At 66.6% G+C, this 16,970-nt stretch carries 16 protein-coding genes; 5 read left to right on the forward strand and 11 right to left on the reverse strand.

What is annotated here, in order from left to right; genetic code table 11:
• The first annotated feature begins 1 nt into the window (after position 1).
• A complete protein-coding gene (gene treY / locus G6N36_RS05610) occupies positions 2-2,209 on the forward strand; it encodes a malto-oligosyltrehalose synthase (RefSeq protein ID WP_163685593.1) in 2,208 nt (735 codons plus the stop codon).
• Positions 2,202-3,929 carry a malto-oligosyltrehalose trehalohydrolase gene (gene treZ, locus G6N36_RS05615; protein WP_163685594.1) on the forward strand — a complete coding sequence of 576 codons (1,728 nt, stop codon included), beginning with the start codon at positions 2,202-2,204 and terminating at the stop codon, positions 3,927-3,929. Before treY ends, treZ begins: the two co-directional genes overlap by 8 nt.
• On the opposite strand, the gene ilvA is transcribed toward treZ, so the two are convergent.
• On the reverse strand, positions 3,926-5,218 hold the full coding sequence (gene ilvA, locus G6N36_RS05620; protein WP_163685595.1) for a threonine ammonia-lyase IlvA: 1,293 nt from the start codon (positions 5,216-5,218) through the stop codon (positions 3,926-3,928). The two genes, treZ and ilvA, sit on opposite strands and share 4 nt — an antisense overlap.
• Positions 5,219-5,263: 45 nt before the next feature.
• Positions 5,264-5,701 (reverse strand): nitroreductase family deazaflavin-dependent oxidoreductase, encoded by a 438-nt coding sequence (locus G6N36_RS05625; protein WP_163685596.1) that lies wholly within the window; start codon positions 5,699-5,701, stop codon positions 5,264-5,266.
• 90 nt (positions 5,702-5,791) lie between these two features.
• Here G6N36_RS05625 and G6N36_RS05630 point away from each other — a divergent pair, with 90 nt between their 5' ends.
• Positions 5,792-5,986: a hypothetical protein gene (locus G6N36_RS05630; RefSeq protein ID WP_083123357.1), complete on the forward strand. Its 195-nt coding sequence runs from the start codon at positions 5,792-5,794 to the stop codon at positions 5,984-5,986.
• Between the two features lie 52 nt (positions 5,987-6,038).
• Here G6N36_RS05630 and G6N36_RS05635 read toward each other — a convergent pair whose 3' ends face one another.
• Together G6N36_RS05635 and G6N36_RS05640 are read right to left on the reverse strand one after the other, a co-directional pair.
• Complete coding sequence (locus G6N36_RS05635; RefSeq protein WP_163685597.1) at positions 6,039-6,275, reverse strand: hypothetical protein; 237 nt, start codon at positions 6,273-6,275, stop codon at positions 6,039-6,041.
• 136 nt (positions 6,276-6,411) lie between these two features.
• Positions 6,412-6,813: an SRPBCC family protein gene (locus G6N36_RS05640; RefSeq protein WP_163685598.1), complete on the reverse strand. Its 402-nt coding sequence runs from the start codon at positions 6,811-6,813 to the stop codon at positions 6,412-6,414.
• 29 nt (positions 6,814-6,842) lie between these two features.
• On the opposite strand from G6N36_RS05640, the gene G6N36_RS05645 reads away from it, so the two are divergent.
• Positions 6,843-7,532 carry a hypothetical protein gene (locus G6N36_RS05645; protein ID WP_163685599.1) on the forward strand — a complete coding sequence of 230 codons (690 nt, stop codon included), beginning with the start codon at positions 6,843-6,845 and terminating at the stop codon, positions 7,530-7,532.
• Positions 7,533-7,536: 4 nt separating this feature from the next.
• On the opposite strand, the gene G6N36_RS05650 is transcribed toward G6N36_RS05645, so the two are convergent.
• From G6N36_RS05650 to lspA, 6 genes are all read right to left on the reverse strand, one after another.
• Positions 7,537-8,334, reverse strand: a complete 798-nt coding sequence (locus G6N36_RS05650; protein ID WP_163685600.1) for an isocitrate lyase/PEP mutase family protein — start codon at positions 8,332-8,334, stop codon at positions 7,537-7,539.
• Positions 8,334-11,876, reverse strand: a complete 3,543-nt coding sequence (dnaE, locus tag G6N36_RS05655) for a DNA polymerase III subunit alpha (RefSeq protein ID WP_163685601.1) — start codon at positions 11,874-11,876, stop codon at positions 8,334-8,336. The genes G6N36_RS05650 and dnaE overlap by 1 nt, the downstream gene beginning before the upstream one ends.
• A gap of 73 nt (positions 11,877-11,949) precedes the next feature.
• A complete protein-coding gene (locus tag G6N36_RS05660) occupies positions 11,950-12,132 on the reverse strand; it encodes a hypothetical protein (protein ID WP_163685602.1) in 183 nt (60 codons plus the stop codon).
• 9 nt (positions 12,133-12,141) lie between these two features.
• Entirely contained in the window at positions 12,142-13,098 is a 957-nt protein-coding gene (gene rarD / locus G6N36_RS05665; RefSeq protein ID WP_163685603.1) for an EamA family transporter RarD, read from the reverse strand.
• Positions 13,095-14,024 (reverse strand): RluA family pseudouridine synthase, encoded by a 930-nt coding sequence (locus tag G6N36_RS05670; protein ID WP_163685604.1) that lies wholly within the window; start codon positions 14,022-14,024, stop codon positions 13,095-13,097. The genes rarD and G6N36_RS05670 overlap by 4 nt, the downstream gene beginning before the upstream one ends.
• On the reverse strand, positions 14,021-14,596 hold the full coding sequence (lspA, locus tag G6N36_RS05675) for a signal peptidase II (protein ID WP_163685605.1): 576 nt from the start codon (positions 14,594-14,596) through the stop codon (positions 14,021-14,023). The genes G6N36_RS05670 and lspA overlap by 4 nt, the downstream gene beginning before the upstream one ends.
• Positions 14,597-14,638: 42 nt before the next feature.
• On the opposite strand from lspA, the gene G6N36_RS05680 reads away from it, so the two are divergent.
• A complete protein-coding gene (locus tag G6N36_RS05680; protein ID WP_163685606.1) occupies positions 14,639-15,562 on the forward strand; it encodes an asparaginase in 924 nt (307 codons plus the stop codon).
• A 30-nt stretch (positions 15,563-15,592) separates the two neighbouring features.
• On the opposite strand, the gene G6N36_RS05685 is transcribed toward G6N36_RS05680, so the two are convergent.
• Positions 15,593-16,951 (reverse strand): DNA polymerase IV, encoded by a 1,359-nt coding sequence (locus G6N36_RS05685; RefSeq protein WP_163685607.1) that lies wholly within the window; start codon positions 16,949-16,951, stop codon positions 15,593-15,595.
• Positions 16,952-16,970 lie beyond the last annotated feature (19 nt).

The following is a 16,970-nucleotide window of genomic DNA, read 5'->3' on the forward strand; positions in this document are numbered from 1 at the left end:
CATGCATCCACTCTCTACGTACCGACTCCAAATGCGCGGTGACTGTTTCACATTCGCCGATGCGGAGAATCACCTCGACTACTTCGAGGCGCTCGGCGTTTCCCACCTCTATCTGTCGCCGATCCTCACCGCCGCCGAAGGTTCGACACACGGCTACGACGTCACCGACCCACTGACCGTCTCGGCCGCGCTCGGTGGTGCTGACGGTTTGGCCCGATTGTCGGCGGCGGCACGGTCGCGCGGCATCGGGCTCGTCATCGACATCGTCCCCAATCACGTCGGCGTGGACGATCCGCAGCAGAACCAGTGGTGGCTGGATGTGCTGACGCGCGGCCGTGATTCGCCGTACTCCTCCTACTTCGACATCGACTGGGACCTGGATCCCGAGGGCCGCATCGTGCTGCCGGTGCTGGGCGAGGACGGCGACGACCCGCCGCCGGGCTTCCCCGCCGACAGCACGCACTACCGAGCGATCGGCTGGCGCAACGGCATCTGCGGGTATCGGCGCTTCTTCTCCATCACGTCGCTGGCCGGCCTGCGTCAGGAGGACCGCGCCGTCTTCGACGCGACGCACGCCGAGGTCAAGCGCTGGTTCGACGAAGGGCTTGTCGACGGTATCCGGATCGACCACCCCGACGGATTATCCAATCCCGCAGGTTATCTCGGATGGCTGCGCGAACTCGTCGGACCGCAGGCATGGATCGTCGTCGAGAAGATCCTCGCCGTCGACGAACCGCTGGAACCCACGTTGCCTGTCGACGGCACCACCGGCTACGACGCGCTGCGCGAAATCGGCGGCATATTCGTCGACCCCGCCGGAGCGGGCGCCCTGACCGGTCTCTTCGACTCCGCTGGGCAGGCCTACCGCTCGATCCCCGCACTGGCCGCCGAGCTCAAGGTCCAGGCCGTCACCGACACGCTCAAGAGCGAACTGGCGCGGCTGTGCCGCACGATCACGGCCGCGACCGGCGCCGACCACCCCGATGTACCCATCGCCGTGGCGACGCTGCTCAGTCACATCGAGGTCTACCGCTCCGACTATCGCGGGCTGTCGCTGGTACTGCCGATCGCCTTCGCCGATGCCGCCGCCGAACGGCCCGAGCTTGCACCCGCTTTCGCTATCATCGCGTCCGCCCTGGCCCTCAGCACCGAGACCGACGTGCGGCTGCAGCAACTGTGTGGTGCGGCGACGGCGAAGTCGATGGAGGACTGCCTGTTCTATCGCGACGCGCGGCTGGTCTCGCTGAACGAGGTCGGTGGCGAACCGCAGCGCTTCGGTGTCAGCGTCGCCGAGTTCCATCAGCGTGCCGCGGTGCGCGCGCAGATGTGGCCGCACGCCATGGTCGCCTTGACGACCCACGACACCAAGCGCGGCGAGGATGTGCGCGCGCGCATCGGAGTGCTGTCGCAGGTACCGGCGCTGTGGGCGGAGCTGGCCGGGAAGTGGGCGCTGGCCACCCCACCACCGGATGCCGCGACGGGACTGTTCTTGCTGCAGAACATGTTCGGAGTGTGGCCCGTCGACGGCACCATCGGCGCCGAGTTACGCGAACGGCTGCACGCCTACGCAGAGAAGGCCATCAGGGAGGCCGGGACGCACACCACCTGGAACGAGCCGAACGACGATTTCGAGTCCGCGGTTCACACCTGGATCGACGCCGTACTGGACGGCCCCGTCGGTGCCGAGATGACGTCGCTGGTGGCACGCATTGACCTGCATGCGCGCAGCGACGCCCTTGGCCAGAAGCTGATCGCACTCACCGCGCCCGGCGTTCCGGACATCTATCAGGGCACCGAGTTGTGGGAGGACAGCCTCGTCGACCCCGACAATCGCCGGCCGGTGGACTACACAACGCGTGCGCACGCACTGCAGGTGTTGCGGCATCCGAAGATTCGGGTCGTGGCCGCGGCGTTGCAGCTGCGGCGGCAGCGCGCCGCCAGCTTCAGCGACGGTGGCTACACACCGGTGCGGGCCGACGGCCCAGCAGCCGACCATCTGGTGGGATTTCTTCGCGGCGACGACGTGCTGACCGCCGTCAGCCGGCACACGGTGCAGCTGTCGGAAACCGGTTGGGACGACACCGCATTGGAGTTGCCCGGCGGGCAGTGGACCGATCGCATCTCGGGAGCGCGATTCAGCGGCAGGGTGCTCGCCGTCGAGTTGTTCGCGGAACTGCCCGTTGCCCTGCTGGAGCGCAGCGATGGCTGAATTCACGGTGTGGGCGCCCATTCCCGAGCGGGTTCGGGTCGACGTGGACGGCACCCTGCACGAGATGACCGGATCGGCCGACGGGTGGTGGCGTGCTGACGTCGACGCCGGCACCGGGGCACGCTACGGTTTCGTCCTCGACGACGACCCGACAGTCCTGCCGGATCCGCGGTCCCCACGTCAGCCCGATGGTGTACATGCCCGATCGGCGCTCTGGCAGCCCGACCCCAGCGCATGGACCGACGGTGACTGGGCCGGCGCATCGATCGAAGGCAGGGTGATTTACGAACTCCACATCGGGACGTTCACGCCGGGCGCGACGTTCGATTCGGCGATCGAGAAGCTGGACTATCTGGTGGATCTCGGCGTCGAGTTCGTCGAAGTCATGCCCGTGAACGCCTTCGGCGGAACGCACGGCTGGGGCTACGACGGCGTGCTGTGGTACGCGGTGCACGAACCGTACGGCGGGCCCGACGCGCTGGTTCGCTTCATCGACGCATGCCACGGGCGCGGACTCGGTGTGCTGATCGACGCGGTGTTCAACCACCTCGGGCCGTCGGGGAATTACCTGCCGCGGTTCGGTCCCTACCTTTCCTCAGGCAGCAACCCGTGGGGCGAGTCGATCAACATCAGCGGGCCGGACGCCGACGAAGTGCGGACCTACATCCTGGACTGCGCATTGCGCTGGATGCGCGACTTCCACGCCGACGGTCTGCGCCTCGACGCCGTACACGCCCTCGTCGACACCACGGCCATTCACATTCTCGAGGAGCTGTCCGCCGAAACCGACGCGCTGGCTGAGGAGTTGGGCCGGCCACTGTCACTGATCGCCGAAAGCGACCTCAACGATCCTCGACTGATCACCCCGCGCGACCACGGTGGCTTGGGCATGACCGCACAGTGGGACGACGACATCCACCACGCCATCCACGCCGCCGTCTCGGGCGAACAGCAGGGCTACTACTCGGATTTCGGTTCGGTGGAAACGCTGGCGCAGACGTTGCGGCACGGGTACTTCCACGCAGGCACGTACTCGTCGTTCCGGCACCGGCGACATGGCCGCCCGCTGGATACGGCGACGATTCCGGCGACCCGGCTGCTCGCCTACACGCTGACCCATGATCAGGTGGGTAATCGGGCGTGCGGCGATCGCCCCTCGCAGAACCTCACCTTCGGCCAGCTGGCGGTCAAGGCTGCGCTTGTACTCGGATCTCCCTACACCGGAATGCTTTTCATGGGTGAGGAATGGGGCTCGTCGTCGCCTTTCCAATTCTTCACCTCACACCCCGAGCCGGAATTGGCCAGAGCCACCGCCGAGGGTCGCAAACGCGAGTTCGCCGAGCACGGGTGGGATGCAGATGAGATCCCCGATCCTCAGGACCTCGCCACCTACGAACGTTCCAAGCTGAAGTGGCAAGAGATCGACGAGGGCGAACACGGCCGGCTGCGTCACGTGTACCGGCAGCTGATCTCGTTGCGGCACAACGAACCCGACCTTGCCGATCCGTGGTTGGACAACATGCAGGTCGACTACGACGAGGATCGGCGGTGGATCGTGATGCAGCGCGGGTCGCTGGCCATAGCGTGCAACCTCGGGGCCGAGGCCGTCGAAGTTCCCATCGCCGGCGAGGTGGTGCTGGCGTGGGATGAGCCGGCGGCCGTCGACGCGAATTCGACGTGGTTGCCCGCTCGATCGTTCGCGATCCTTCGTCGTTCCTAGAGCAGGTAGCGATACGCAGGCGAGCCGGGCTCCAACGTTTCGACGTGAATATCGGACGCCTTCATCCGCTCGAGGAGACCGTCGAAGTCGGTGGCCGAACCGAGTTCGATACCCACCAGCGCCTCACCGGTTTCGCGGTTGTTGCGCTTGACGTATTCGAATAGCGTGATGTCGTCGTTGGGGCCGAGCACCGTGTCGAGGAACCGCCGCAACGCACCCGGCTCCTGCGGGAAGTCGACCAGGAAGTAGTGCTTGAGCCCGAGGTGCACCAGCGAGCGTTCCAGCACCTCGCCGTAGCGGGACACGTCGTTGTTGCCTCCCGAGATCACGCACACCACAGTCGATCCGGGCTCCAGCCGCGCCTCGAGCAGGGCGGCCACGGACAGCGCGCCCGCGGGCTCGACGATGATGCCCTCGTTCTGATAGAGGTCGAGCATTGCGGTGCAGATTGCGCCCTCGTCGGCGGTGGTGATCGAAACCATGTCTCCCGCCGCGGCCAGGACCGCGTAGGTCAGCGTGCCCGCCCGGTTCACCGCCGCGCCGTCCACGAACTGGTCGACATGCTCGAGGGTCACCGGCTGCCCGGCGGCCAGGGCGGCGATCATCGACGCCGCACCTGCCGGCTCGACGCCGAGCACCGACGTGTTCCTGGTGCGTTCGGCCAGATAGGTGGTGATGCCGGCGATGCAGCCGCCGCCGCCGACCGGAACGATGACCAGATCCGGTTCGTCGTCGAGCTGGTCGAGAATCTCGGTGGCGATCGTGCCTTGCCCCGCCATCGTGCGCAGATCGTCGTACGGCGGGACCAGCGTTGCTCCGGAGCGCGCGATGTCGTCCAGCGCCGCTGCCGCGGCCTCGTCGTAGGTATGGCCCGTCACGATCAGCTCGATGAACTCGCGCCCGTGATATCGGATGCGATCTCGCTTCTGCTTGGGCGTGTTACCCGGCACATAGACCCGGCCGCGGATACCCATCGAGCGGCAGGCCATCGCGAAGCCCTGCGCGTGGTTGCCCGCCGACGAGCACACGACACCGGCAGCGATCTCCTCGGCCGACAGCTGCATGAGAAGGTTGTGGGCGCCACGCAACTTGTACGACCGCACCGCCTGCTGATCTTCGCGCTTCAGGTAGACGTTCGCGCCGGTGGCCTCCGACAGTCGCTCGCTGAACTGCAGCGGGCTCCGCAGGACCACATCGGAGATGCGCTGAGCGGCCGCATCGATGTCGGCCGCCGAAATCGGATTGATCAGCGGCGTCCTTCGGGAATCCTGACTCAGTTCGGCGGACACCGATCAATGGTGCCACCTACCTAGCCGTTCTCCGAAATGGACCCGTTAGCCAACCGGCGTCAACACGAACACCGGGATCTGCCGGTCGGTCTTGGTTTGGTACTCCGCATAGTCGGGCCACGCCTCGACCGCGCGCTCCCACCAGAGCGCCTTTTCGTCGCCGAAGACCTCGCGAGCCTCGTAATCCCTCGTCACGGCGCCGTCCTGCAGTTCGACGCGTGGGTGCGCCTTGACGTTGAAGTACCAGACCGGGTTCTTCGGCGCACCGCCCAACGATGCGACAACCGCGTACTGGCCATCGTGTTCGACCCGCATGAGCGGGGTTTTCCGGATCTTGCCGGTCTTCGCGCCGACCGTGGTCAGCAGGATGAGGGGCTTGTCCTTCATCTCGATGCCCTCGGTGCTGCCTGTTTGCATGATCTTGTCGGCGTGGTCGCGGACCCAATCCCACGGACTGGCCTCGTATTCTCCGGAAAGTGGCATGTCAGACAGCTTAGGCCGACTAGAAAAAGTGAGTCACCTCATCCGGCGTTTCGGTTGCCCGAAAACTCGCTTACGAGCTATCGTCAAACTATGACCGTGCGCGACCAAGTGAGCATCGCCGGAGTCCCCTGGCCGGTGTACAAGGTGCTCGCCCTGGCTGTGGCGGCAATAGTGCTCGTCATCGTTGCCGTCGCAACGGCAAGCGCTGCACCGGCGGTGCTGGCCGCAGCGGCCGCAGGCACCGTGGTGTGGCTGGGCCTCGGTGCCTTCCAATCGACTGACTGACCTGCTGACAAATCAGGCCCTCCCCGAAGGGAGGGTCTGACTCGTATCTGGATCAGCGGTGATAGCCCGGGACCTTGGCCTCGACGCGCGCCACACCGTGCAGGTGGTGCGCAGGCGCGGGGTGGGCCTTGACGACGGGCGCGTACGAGTAGCCCGGGCCGCTCGGTGCGGTCGAGGTGGCCGCGTTGGCCATCCCCGCCATACCCAGGCCGGCTGCGCCGATGATGCCGGCCGACATGATCGGCAGTGCGATGAATCGGGCGATCCGGGAGTTGATGTTGGTGGTCATTTCCGTGCTCCTGCTTTAGGGCTTCGTGCCGGTTTGCCGGCGTGACTAAAGAATGCCGTGGCCAGGCTGTCCGGTCTGTCCGCCGATCGGCCGCCACACCGGGGGAATTCACGTGTCCCCCGGTCGGGGGAACCGACTACGCCTCAACCAGACTCTTCAGGGTGGCCAGGTCCGCTGCGACCGCGGCGACATCACCTGCGAAGTCTTCATCGGTCATGCCCGGGCGCCGCCGCACAGAGAACACCACCTCACATGCCGCCTCACCCACCCCGGCGGGGACGACCCGAAACGGGTTGTACACCTGCTCCCCCGACGGCATCCGTACCACGTGGTCCAGCACCCCGAACGGATTCGGCGGGGCGAACTCGACTGTCACGGTGCCCATCGGCGAATCGGCGACCCAGCCCTGCGGGCTCTGCCGGAGCTCGCCGGCGGCCAGCCCCGCCGCCCACCGCGGCCAGGTCTGCGGGTCCGCCGCGAATTCGTAGACGGCCTCGGGCCCAACGCCGATCCAAGTACTGACGTGTCGCGATTCCATACCTCCATCGTGGCGCACACACTTGCCTGATGGACACCACCCCCGAACCCCCGAAGCACCAATTCCCATCCTGGTCGGGTCCAACGAACCCCGAAAGCGTGCTGCCCGTCGTCGTCGCAATTCTGACAGCCATGGCACTGCAACTGTGGATTCCGAAGGGCTATACCCTGCTGCCGCGTTGGCCGCTGTTGGTGCTAGAAGTTCTGCTACTGGTCGTGCTCCTGGGCATCAATCCGTTTGTGATGCGCCGTCGGACGCTGCTCGGAAGGTGCTCAGCGTGGATGCTGTTGACGGCGATCGCCATCGACAACACGCTGTCGGCAATTGTGCTCGACATCAGCATCATCACCGGCAGAGTCAGCAACGACGCGGCGGTTCTCCTTGGCAGTGGAGCGGCCATCTTCGTCACGAACATCATCGTGTTCGGCATCCTCTACTGGGAACTCGACCGTGGCGGGCCGTTCGCCCGACACGCCGGTGAGCGCCCCTACCCAGATTTCATGTTCCCGCAGATGGCGAGTCCGGATGTGGCCAAACCGAATTGGCGCCCGACATTCGTCGACTATCTGTACCTGAGCTTCACCAACGTGTTGGCGTTCTCGCCGACTGACACCATGCCATTGGCTCGGTGGGCCAAGCTGCTGATGACCGTGCAGGCGATGGTTGCGTTGTCCGTCGCTGGACTCGTGATCGCACGGGCGGTGAATGTTTTGGGCTGAGTGTTCAGTTCGTGAACAGGCCGTTGAGCTCGTCGAAGCTCGCCGATTCTGCCAGCCCCGCGAACGACCCGTCCTCGGCGATGCGGCGGGCGGCCGAGAGGAACGCGCCCCACGCGACACGCGTCAACGCGGATCCGACGCTGACCCGCCGCACCCCGAGTTCCGCCAGATCGTTCACCGTCAGCCCCGTATCCGATGACATCAGCACGTTGACGGGCGCGGGACGCAGCGCGTCGACGAGGGCGGAGATGTCTTCTCGCGTCCGCACTCCCGGTGCATAGAGCACATCTGCTCCCGCCTCCGAGAAAGCCTGTAACCTCGTGATCGCCTCGCGCAGCGGATCGGGGTGATCGTAGAGAAAGCACTCCGCGCGTGCGGTGAGGAGTACATCGGCGCCGTCGATTGCGGCGTACCCGACGCGTACCCGTTCAACGGCCTCCGGCAACGAATACAGTGGCTCCTCGGCGCCGCCCCGCGTGTCCTCGATGGACAAGCCGGCGACACCGGTTGCCACACATCGCCGGACGTTGGCGGCCAACCCGTCCAGATCATGGGCGTATCCCGCCTGAAAGTCGGCGTTCACCGGCAACTCGACCGCGTCGACGATCTCGGCGATGTTGCGCAGCGCGCCCTCCACACCCAGCGCGGTCGGCGTATCGGGTAACCCACGTGCAAAGCAGGCACCGGCACTCGTCGTGGCCAGCGCGGGAAAGCCCATGGCCGCCAGCGCGATCGCCGTCCCGCGGTCCCACGGATTCGGAATGACGAAGCAGCCGCGTTCGTGCAGTTCGCGAAACGACATCAGCCCAGGCAACCGGGCCCCAGCAGCGCCTTCAGATCACCCATCAACGCCGATGACGCCGTCACCCGCAGGGATGCGTCGAGTTCCAGTGTGGTGATGCGCTCGCCGCTGATCAGCCGCAAGTGCACCTGTGCGGTTCCGGGATGACGGGCCAGCACCTGCTTGAGCGCGGTGACCTTGTCGACCGTGCACTGGCGGGTCGGCAGTGTGACGGCCACTGGACGATTGACCTGCGCACTCGAAAAATCAGGCACGACAAGGTCGTTGGCGATCAGCGAGATCCGGTCGTCACGGATCGCCACCTTGGCCCCCACCAGGACCACCGCGTCGTCGGCGATCTCGGCACCGAACGTCGAGTACGTCTGCGGGAAGAACAACACCTCGATACCGCCGGTGAGGTCTTCCACTTGCGCTGACGCCCAGGGCAACCCGTTCTTGTTGACCCGCCGGTTGACCGACGCCAGAATGCCGCCGATCCGCACCTGAGTGTCGTTGGCGACGTCGCCGTCGAGAATCGCCGGAATCGCCGTGTCGACCTGCGCCGACAGCAGATGGGCGATGCCGTTGAGCGGATGCCCGGATACGTAGAGACCAAGCATTTCGCGCTCCAGCGCCAGCTTGTGCTTGTCCTCCCACTCCTCGTCGGGCACCTTGATGGTGAACACCGCGTCGGTGGCCGTATCCGCACCGCCGAACAGGTCGAACTGACCCATCGCCTCAGCCTTCTTCGTCCCGAGCACCGAATCGACCGCATCGGTATGGATCAGGAACAGCCCCTTACGCGGATGCCCCAGCGAGTCGAACGCGCCGGCCTTGATCAGCGATTCGGTGACCTTCTTGTTGCAGGCGGCGATATCGATCTTGTTGAGGTAGTCCGAGAAGTCGATGAACTTACCCTTATCGGTGCGCGAACCGATAAGCGAGGCAACGACATTCGCGCCGACGTTGCGCACCGCGCCCAGCCCGTACCGGATGTCCTCGCCCACCGAGGCGAAGTTGAGGCTCGACTCGTTGACATCGGGCGGCAGCACGGTGATGCCGAGTCTGCGGCAGTCGGCGAGGTAGACCGCCGCCTTGTCCTTGTCGTCGCCGACCGACGTCAGCAGCCCGGCCATGTACTCGGCCGGGAAATTGGCCTTCAGGTAGGCGGTCCAGTACGACACCAAGCCATAGCCGGCGGCGTGCGATTTGTTGAAGGCGTAGTCGGCGAATGGCAGCACCGTGTCCCACAGCGCCTTGATGGCCGCCGCTGAGAATCCATTCGCCCTCATGCCGTCGGAGAAGCCCTCGAATTCCTTCTCGAGGACTTCGCGCTTCTTCTTGCCCATGGCTTTTCGCAGAATGTCTGCTCGGGCGAGCGAGTAGCCGGCGACCTTCTGCGCGATGCGCATGATCTGCTCTTGGTAGACGATCAGGCCGTAGGTCTCGGCGAGGATCTCGCGCAGCGGTTCTTCCAACTCAGGATGGATGGGCTTGATCGCCTGGCGGTTGTTCTTACGATCGGCGTAGTCGTTGTGGGCGTTCATGCCCATGGGTCCTGGCCGGTACAGCGCGATGACCGCGACGACGTCCTCGAATCCGGTGGGCTGCATGCGGCGCAGCAGATCGCGCATCGGGCCGCCGTCGAGCTGGAACACCCCCAGGGTGTCACCGCGGCCCAGCAGCGCATACGCGGCCGGGTCATCGAGCGGCACACTTTCGAGGTCGAGATCGATTCCGCGGTTTGCGCGGATGTTCTCCAGGCAGTCGCCGATGATCGTGAGGTTCCGCAGGCCGAGGAAGTCCATCTTCAGCAGACCGATGGCCTCGCACGAGGGGTAGTCCCAGCCGGTGATGATGGCGCCGTCCTGCGGCCGCTTCCACAGCGGAATCGCGTCGACCAGCGGCTCGCTGCTCATGATCACCGCGCACGCGTGCACGCCGGCGTTACGGACCAGGCCCTCCAGGCCGCGGGCCGTTTCGTAGATGGTGCGCACGTCGGGGTCGGTGTCGATCAGCCCGCGAACCTCGGCGGCCTCCTTGTACCGCTCGTGGTTCGGGTCGGTGATGCCCGACAGCGGGATGTCCTTGGCCATGATCGGCGGCGGCAGCGCCTTGGTGATCCGGTCGGCGATCGCGAAGCCGGGCTGGCCGTAGTTGACACGGGCCGAATCCTTGAGTGCCGCTTTGGTTTTGATGGTGCCGAAGGTGATGACCTGGGCCACCCGGTCGCTGCCCCACTTGTTGGCCGCGTAGCGCAGCATCTCGCCGCGACGACGGTCGTCGAAGTCGATGTCGATGTCGGGCATCGACACACGTTCGGGGTTCAGGAATCGCTCGAACAGCAGGCCGTACGGGATGGGGTCGATGTTGGTGATACCCAGCGCGTAGGCGACCAGCGATCCCGCGGCCGAACCTCGTCCCGGCCCGACCCGGATCTCGACCGAGCGCGCGTAGTTGATGAGGTCGGCGACGATGAGGAAGTACGACGGGTACCCCTTTTCGCAGATGACCTTGATCTCAAAGGCGGCCCGCTCGATGTACTCGGTGGGTACCGCCGCCCCGGGGAAGCGGCGCTGCAGACCGGCGTCGACCTCATGCTGCAGCCAGCTCGCCTGGTCGTGGCCCTCGGGCACCGGGAAGATCGGCATCCGGTCTTTCGGTGTCCAGACGTCGGCGTAGCTCTGCACCCGTTCGGCGATCAACAGTGTGGAATCGCATGCGCCGGCGACCTCGCCGTCCCACAGCGCGCGCATCTCGGCGGCCGATTTCAGGTAGTAGCCGTCGCCGTCGAACTTGAATCGATTGGGGTCCGACAGCGTTTTGCCGGTCTGCACACAGAGCAGCGCCTCGTGGTTGCGGGAGGCGTCGCGGGTGACGTAATGGCAGTCGTTGGTGGCCAGCGGCAGGATGCCGAGCTTCTGGCCGATCTCCAGCAGGCCCTCGCGGACCCGGCGCTCGATGTCCAGACCGTGGTCCATCAACTCGAGGAAGAAGTTGTCGGGTCCGAAGATCTCCCGCCACCTGGCGGCCGCCTCGAGCGCCTCCCGTTCGTGCCCGAGCCGCAGCCGCGTCTGCACCTCGCCCGACGGGCAGCCGGTGGTCGCGATGATGCCGTCGGCGTGCTCGGCGATGATCTCGGCGTCCATGCGCGACCACTTGCCGAGCTGGCCCTCGAACGACGCCAGCGACGACAGCTTGAACAGGTTGCGCAAACCGGTCGCATTCTCGGCGACCATCGTCATGTGGGTATAGGCGCCGCTGCCCGACACGTCGTCGGACTTCTGCGACGGGTCGCCCCAGAGGACGCGTTTGGTGTCGAAACGTGAACCCGGTGCGATGTAGGCCTCGACGCCGATGATCGGCTTGATGTCCACGTCGGTCGCGGCGTTGTAGAACTCGCTGGCGCCGAACATGTTTCCGTGATCCGTCATGCCGATCGCGGACATTTCGAGCCGTTGCGCCTCGGCCAGCATCGGCGTGACCTTCGCGGCACCGTCCAGCATCGAATACTCGGTGTGGTTATGCAGGTGCACGAAGGACTGCGAGGAGGAACCGCTCATAGGGTGGCCAGTCTATGACCGCGCTACGACAGATCTCGGCGTGTCGCGGTGCGTGTCTTTACCTCGATGTCGCTCAGTGCCGCTCGGCGAAGACCGCCGGCGCCGGCCGACGGGTCCGCAGCTGGCCCGACCGCAGCCGATCCAGCCTGAGCAACCGCTTGACCTCGGCTTTCGGCGGCAGTTGCCAGCCGAGTTGGGCGACGACACCAGCCGCGACAAGGCCTGCAACCATCGCGGTGAACCAGAAGCCGGGCATGCCCCAACGCTAGGGCGCAGGAGGCGCCGAGGAATCGGGTGTTTCCCTATGTTCTGGTTCATGCTCTGGTTCGCGTTCCGGGCTGCGGGGACCCTTCGGCGACGTGGTGCGCGCCCGACACAGCGCGTCGGCGCTGAACACCAACAGGGCGAGCCAGATGAGCGCGAATCCCAGCCAGCGCGCGGGCGGCATCGGTTCGTGGCCGACGAATATGCCCCAGGTCAGTTGCATCGCCGGGGTCAGGTAGAACAGCAACCCCATCGTCACCAGCGGCAGCCGGTGAGCCGCCGCGGCGAACAGCAGCAGCGGCAGCGCCGTCACCGCACCTGAAAGAACGAGAAGGGCGATGTGGCCGGCGCCGAAGTCGGTGAAGGTACCCGCTCCTGTGCCCTCCAGCACGGTGATGTAAGCCAGGGCGAAGGGCGCGGCTACTGCAGCTTCGATGCCGACGCTGACCCGCGGATCGGTCGGTACCACCTTCTTCACCGCGCCGTAGAGTCCGAACGACAGCGCCAGCCCGAGTCCGATGACCGGGGGTGCGCCGACCTCCACGGTGAGCACCACGACGGCGACCACGGCGATCGCCAACGCGCCGAGCTGAGCGCGGTTGAGTTTCTCGCGAAAGATGAACAGCCCCAACGCGACAGTGACCAACGGGTTGATGAAGTAGCCCAGCGCGGCGTCGACGACGTGGCCGTTGTTGACGGCGTAGATGTAGATGCCCCAGTTGATGGAGATGAGCGCCGATGCGCAAATCAGCAGCAGCCAGACCCGAGCGGTGATGGCGCGGAGGTCGCGAAGTCGGCGCGCCGCCGCGATGACGAAGACCATCAGCACGCACGTCCAGACGACGCGGTGCGACAGCACTTCGAGCGCACTCGCCGGTTTCAGAAGCGGAAAGAACGCGGGGAACACACCCCACATCGCGTAGGCGCCGATGCCGTAGAGAAGTCCGGTCGTTCTCACAGTTCGTGGTGTCGCAACACCTCGAGCGCGTGCTGCAGATCAGGTGGATACGGACTCGTGATCTCGACGCGGCGCCCGTCGGCGGGATGCGCGAACGCCAAGGAGCAGGCGTGCAGCCACTGGCGTTCCAGCCCGAGCTTGCGGGCCAGTGTCGGGTCCGCGCCATAGGTGAGGTCGCCGGCGCACGGATGGTGCAGCGCCGCGAAATGTACCCGGATCTGATGGGTGCGGCCGGTTTCCAGCTCGATCTCGAGCAGGCTGGCGGCTTGATGTGCCTCCAGCGTGTCGTAGTGGGTGATGCTGTGCCTGCCGCCTTCGGTGACCGCGAACTTCCAGTCATTCGAGCGGTGGCGCCCGATCGGCGCGTCGATCGTTCCGCTGGACGGATCGGGATGTCCCTGCACCAGTGCGTGATAACGCTTTTCGACGGTGCGCTGTTTGAACGCGCGCTTGAGCACCGTGTAGGCGCGTTCCGACAAGGCCACCACCATCACGCCGGAGGTACCGACATCGAGTCGATGCACAATGCCCTGGCGCTCATGGATTCCAGATGTGCTGATGCGAAACCCCGCCGCGGCCAGGCCGCCGAGCACCGTCGGCCCGCTCCAGCCGACCGTGGCATGCGCCGCGACGCCGGGCGGCTTGTCGACCGCGACGATGTCCGAATCGGAGTACAGGATCGACATGCCTTCGATCTCGACCGGCGTATTCTCCACTGGCGCAGGCGCTTCCGGCAGGCGAACTTCCAGCCAGGCCCCGGCGACCAACTTGTCGGATTTCCCCGCGGGCGCACCGTCGACGTCGACGCCGCCGTCTTCGGCCAGTGCCGCCGCGGCCGTCCGTGACAGCCCGAGAAGCCGCGCCAGACCCGCGTCGACGCGCATGCCTGCCAGCCCTTCCGGGACCGGCATCGAGCGGGTGGTCACTCTGACGAGTCGCCCGTACGGCGCCCGACGGTGTCGAAGTCGAAACCGAACAGCGATAGCGCGACGAGCAGAATCGCCCCGCCGACCACCGACGGGTCGGCGACGTTGAACACCGGCCACCACCCGACGGAGAAGAAGTCGACGACGTGGCCCCGCAGCGGTCCGGGCGACCGGAAGAACCGATCGACCAGGTTGCCCATCGCCCCGCCGAGGATCATCCCGAGGCCAAGTGCCCACCACGGCGAAACCAGGCGACGGCCCATCCAGATGATCCCGATGACGACCGCGGTAGCGATCAGTGTCAGCACCCAGGTGTAGCCGGTGGCCATCGAGAACGCGGCACCCGAATTTCGGACGAGGGTCCACGTGACGGTGTCACCGATGATCGAGACAGGCTGGCCGGGGGTGAGCAGCCTGACGGCGAGCACCTTGGTGACGATGTCGGCGATCAACACGATTCCCGCGACTGTCAGCAGCAGCCGAAGTCGGCGCCGCGGCGCGGGCTGCTCCTCCTGCGTGGGTGCCTCGGGCCCAGTCGTGGCCTCGTCCGACGCCGGGGATTCATCAGTCACTCCCCCATCATTCCAGGGCCGGAATGCGTAAGAATTCCACCCATGGCTCGCCTCGTCGTCATCACCACCGGCGGCACGATCGCCACCAGCGCCGACGACCGCGGCGTGAAGCGCCCGACACGAACCGGCGCCGACCTGACTTCCGGGCTCGACGTGCAGGTCGTCGACCTGATGGCGGTGGACAGCTCGATGCTCACGCTCCCTGACTGGGACCGGATCAGCGCGGCGGTGCGTTCTGCGTCAGACGCCGACGGTGTCGTGATCACCCACGGCACCGACACCATGGAGGAAACCGCGCTGTGGCTGGAGCTGACGTATGACGGGCGGGCACCGGTCGTGCTCACCGGGGCACAGCGCAGTGCCGACGCCCCCGACGCCGACGGTCCGGCCAATCTGCGCGATGCGCTGACGGTCGCCGCGAGCCCATCCGCGCAGGGGCTGGGTGCACTGGTGAGTTTCGCGGGCACGGTGTGGCAACCGCTCGGCCTGCAGAAGGTCGCGACGGCGGGTCTGCGGGGTTTCGCAGGGGTGGCGATCGGCTCGGTGTCGGATGCGACGTTCGCGGTACAGGCCACCAAGGACCGCCCGTTCCTTGCGGCCGCCTCGGCAGCGGCTGCCCCGAGGGTGGACACCATCGCGGTGTATCCGGGCGCCGACGCTGTGGCGATGGACGCGTGCGTCGCCGCGGGGGCGCGGGGTCTGGTACTGGCGGCACTGGGTTCGGGCAATGCGGGCGCCGCCGTGATCGAAGCCGTGCGACGGCACCACCGCGACGGCGTCGCCGTCGCGGTGTCGACGCGCGTGCCCGATGGACGGGTCAGCCCCGGGTACGGCCCGGGCCGTGAACTCGCCGATGCCGGCGCGGTCATGGTGCCGCGGCTGCGTCCGCCTCAGGCCCGCGTCCTGCTGATGGCCGCGCTGGCGGCCGGTTCGCCCGTCGCGGACGTGTTCGCGCGCTGGGGCTGATGTGGATGTATCGCGAGCGTTCCGGTTCGGCTAACTCTGGTGGCGGCTGAGCTCGTCGAGGTAGTCCGCCCAATCCAGGCTGTCGACTGGGTTGGCCCGGGCGATCTCCGGATCGTCCGCGCGCAGCGTGTGCACCGGGCCCGGTCCGGTTCCGCGGGTCTCGAAACGCACCGTCATCACGCCGTGACCGGCGCCCTGGATCCACCCATGCCCGTGGGTGGTGTGCACGACGTCGTCTCCGATCCGCCAGGCCGGCGGCGTGGCTGCGGCTTCAGTCAGTGTCGGGGGCAACTGCGAGCCGGACACCTCCTCCGCCAGCACCTCGAGATCGGGGAACAGCGACTCCTGCTGAACCTCCGACAGTCCTGAAAAGCCAACGCCGACAAGGCGGATGGGCCCCACCTCGATCGGGTCGAGCAGCAACCGTCGAGCGGTCGCAATCAGGGTGGCGGCATCGGTGGTGGCGTACGGCAGCGTGGCCGACCGGGTGAGGACTCCCATGTCGGACTTCTTCAGCTTGACGGTGATCGTGCGAGCACCGCGACCGTCCTTCTGGAGCCGGGTGTGCGCGTGCTCGCCGATGCGCGCCACGGCTTCCCGCAGCTGGTCGAGGGTCGTGAGGTCCTCGGGGAACGTCGATTCGGCGCTGATCTGCTTGGCGGGGGAATTCTCGGCGACGGGCCGGTCGTCGATACCGCGCGCGAGCCGGTGCAGCGCCGCGCCGACGGTGCCGCCGAGAATGTCGGCGACTTCGGCATCGCTCAGCGCGGCGAATGCAGCGATGGTGTCGATCCCGAGTCGGTGCAGCTTTTCCTCGGCGACCGGTCCGATGCCCCACAACCGGCGCACGGGCAACGCGTCGAGCAGCACCCGCTCCTGGCTGCGCGAGACCACCCGGATGCCGTTGGGCTTCGCGAGGTCCGAGGCGATCTTGGCGACCTGCTTGCCCGATCCGGCGCCGACGGACGCGACCAGCCCCGTCTCGTCGAGCACCCTGGACTTCAGCGTCCGGCAGAACGTTTCGACGTCGTCGGCCGAGGCGCCCGCGAGTTCGGCGGGCTCACCGAATGCCTCGTCGAAGGAGAGCTGCTCGAGCACCGGGACGAGGCCGCGCACGGTGTCGAACACGCGCCGGCTGGCGACGCCGTAGACGACACCACGCGGCGGCAGGACCACGGCGGTGGCGCCCACCATTCGCCTGGCCATGTGCATGGGCATGGCGGAGCGGGCGCCGAACACCCGGGACTCGTAGCTCGCGCCGGCGACAACCCCGCGGCCGCCCAGCCCACCAACCAGCACCGGCCTGCCACGCAGGGTGGGTCGGGTCAGCTGCTCGACCGACGCGAAGAACGCATCCATATCGAGATGCAGCACCCACCGACCTTCCACATCCGCCGATGCTATTTCG

It is taken from the genome of Mycolicibacterium gadium, assembly GCF_010728925.1.
GTDB classification, from domain to species: Bacteria; Actinomycetota; Actinomycetes; order Mycobacteriales; family Mycobacteriaceae; genus Mycobacterium; species Mycobacterium gadium.

Bases quoted from the DNA above. Each gene is read 5' to 3' on its own strand.
- treY (WP_163685593.1), top strand. From the start codon at position 2: ATGCATCCACTCTCTACGTACCGACTCCAAATGCGCGGTGACTGTTTC.
- treZ (WP_163685594.1), top strand. From the start codon at position 2,202: ATGGCTGAATTCACGGTGTGGGCGCCCATTCCCGAGCGGGTTCGGGTC.
- G6N36_RS05625 (WP_163685596.1), bottom strand. From the start codon at position 5,701: ATGCCACTTTCCGGAGAATACGAGGCCAGTCCGTGGGATTGGGTCCGC.
- G6N36_RS05630 (WP_083123357.1), top strand. From the start codon at position 5,792: ATGACCGTGCGCGACCAAGTGAGCATCGCCGGAGTCCCCTGGCCGGTG.
- G6N36_RS05635 (WP_163685597.1), bottom strand. From the start codon at position 6,275: ATGACCACCAACATCAACTCCCGGATCGCCCGATTCATCGCACTGCCG.
- G6N36_RS05640 (WP_163685598.1), bottom strand. From the start codon at position 6,813: ATGGAATCGCGACACGTCAGTACTTGGATCGGCGTTGGGCCCGAGGCC.
- G6N36_RS05645 (WP_163685599.1), top strand. From the start codon at position 6,843: ATGGACACCACCCCCGAACCCCCGAAGCACCAATTCCCATCCTGGTCG.
- G6N36_RS05650 (WP_163685600.1), bottom strand. From the start codon at position 8,334: ATGTCGTTTCGCGAACTGCACGAACGCGGCTGCTTCGTCATTCCGAAT.
- dnaE (WP_163685601.1), bottom strand. From the start codon at position 11,876: ATGAGCGGTTCCTCCTCGCAGTCCTTCGTGCACCTGCATAACCACACC.
- G6N36_RS05660 (WP_163685602.1), bottom strand. From the start codon at position 12,132: ATGCCCGGCTTCTGGTTCACCGCGATGGTTGCAGGCCTTGTCGCGGCT.
- G6N36_RS05680 (WP_163685606.1), top strand. From the start codon at position 14,639: ATGGCTCGCCTCGTCGTCATCACCACCGGCGGCACGATCGCCACCAGC.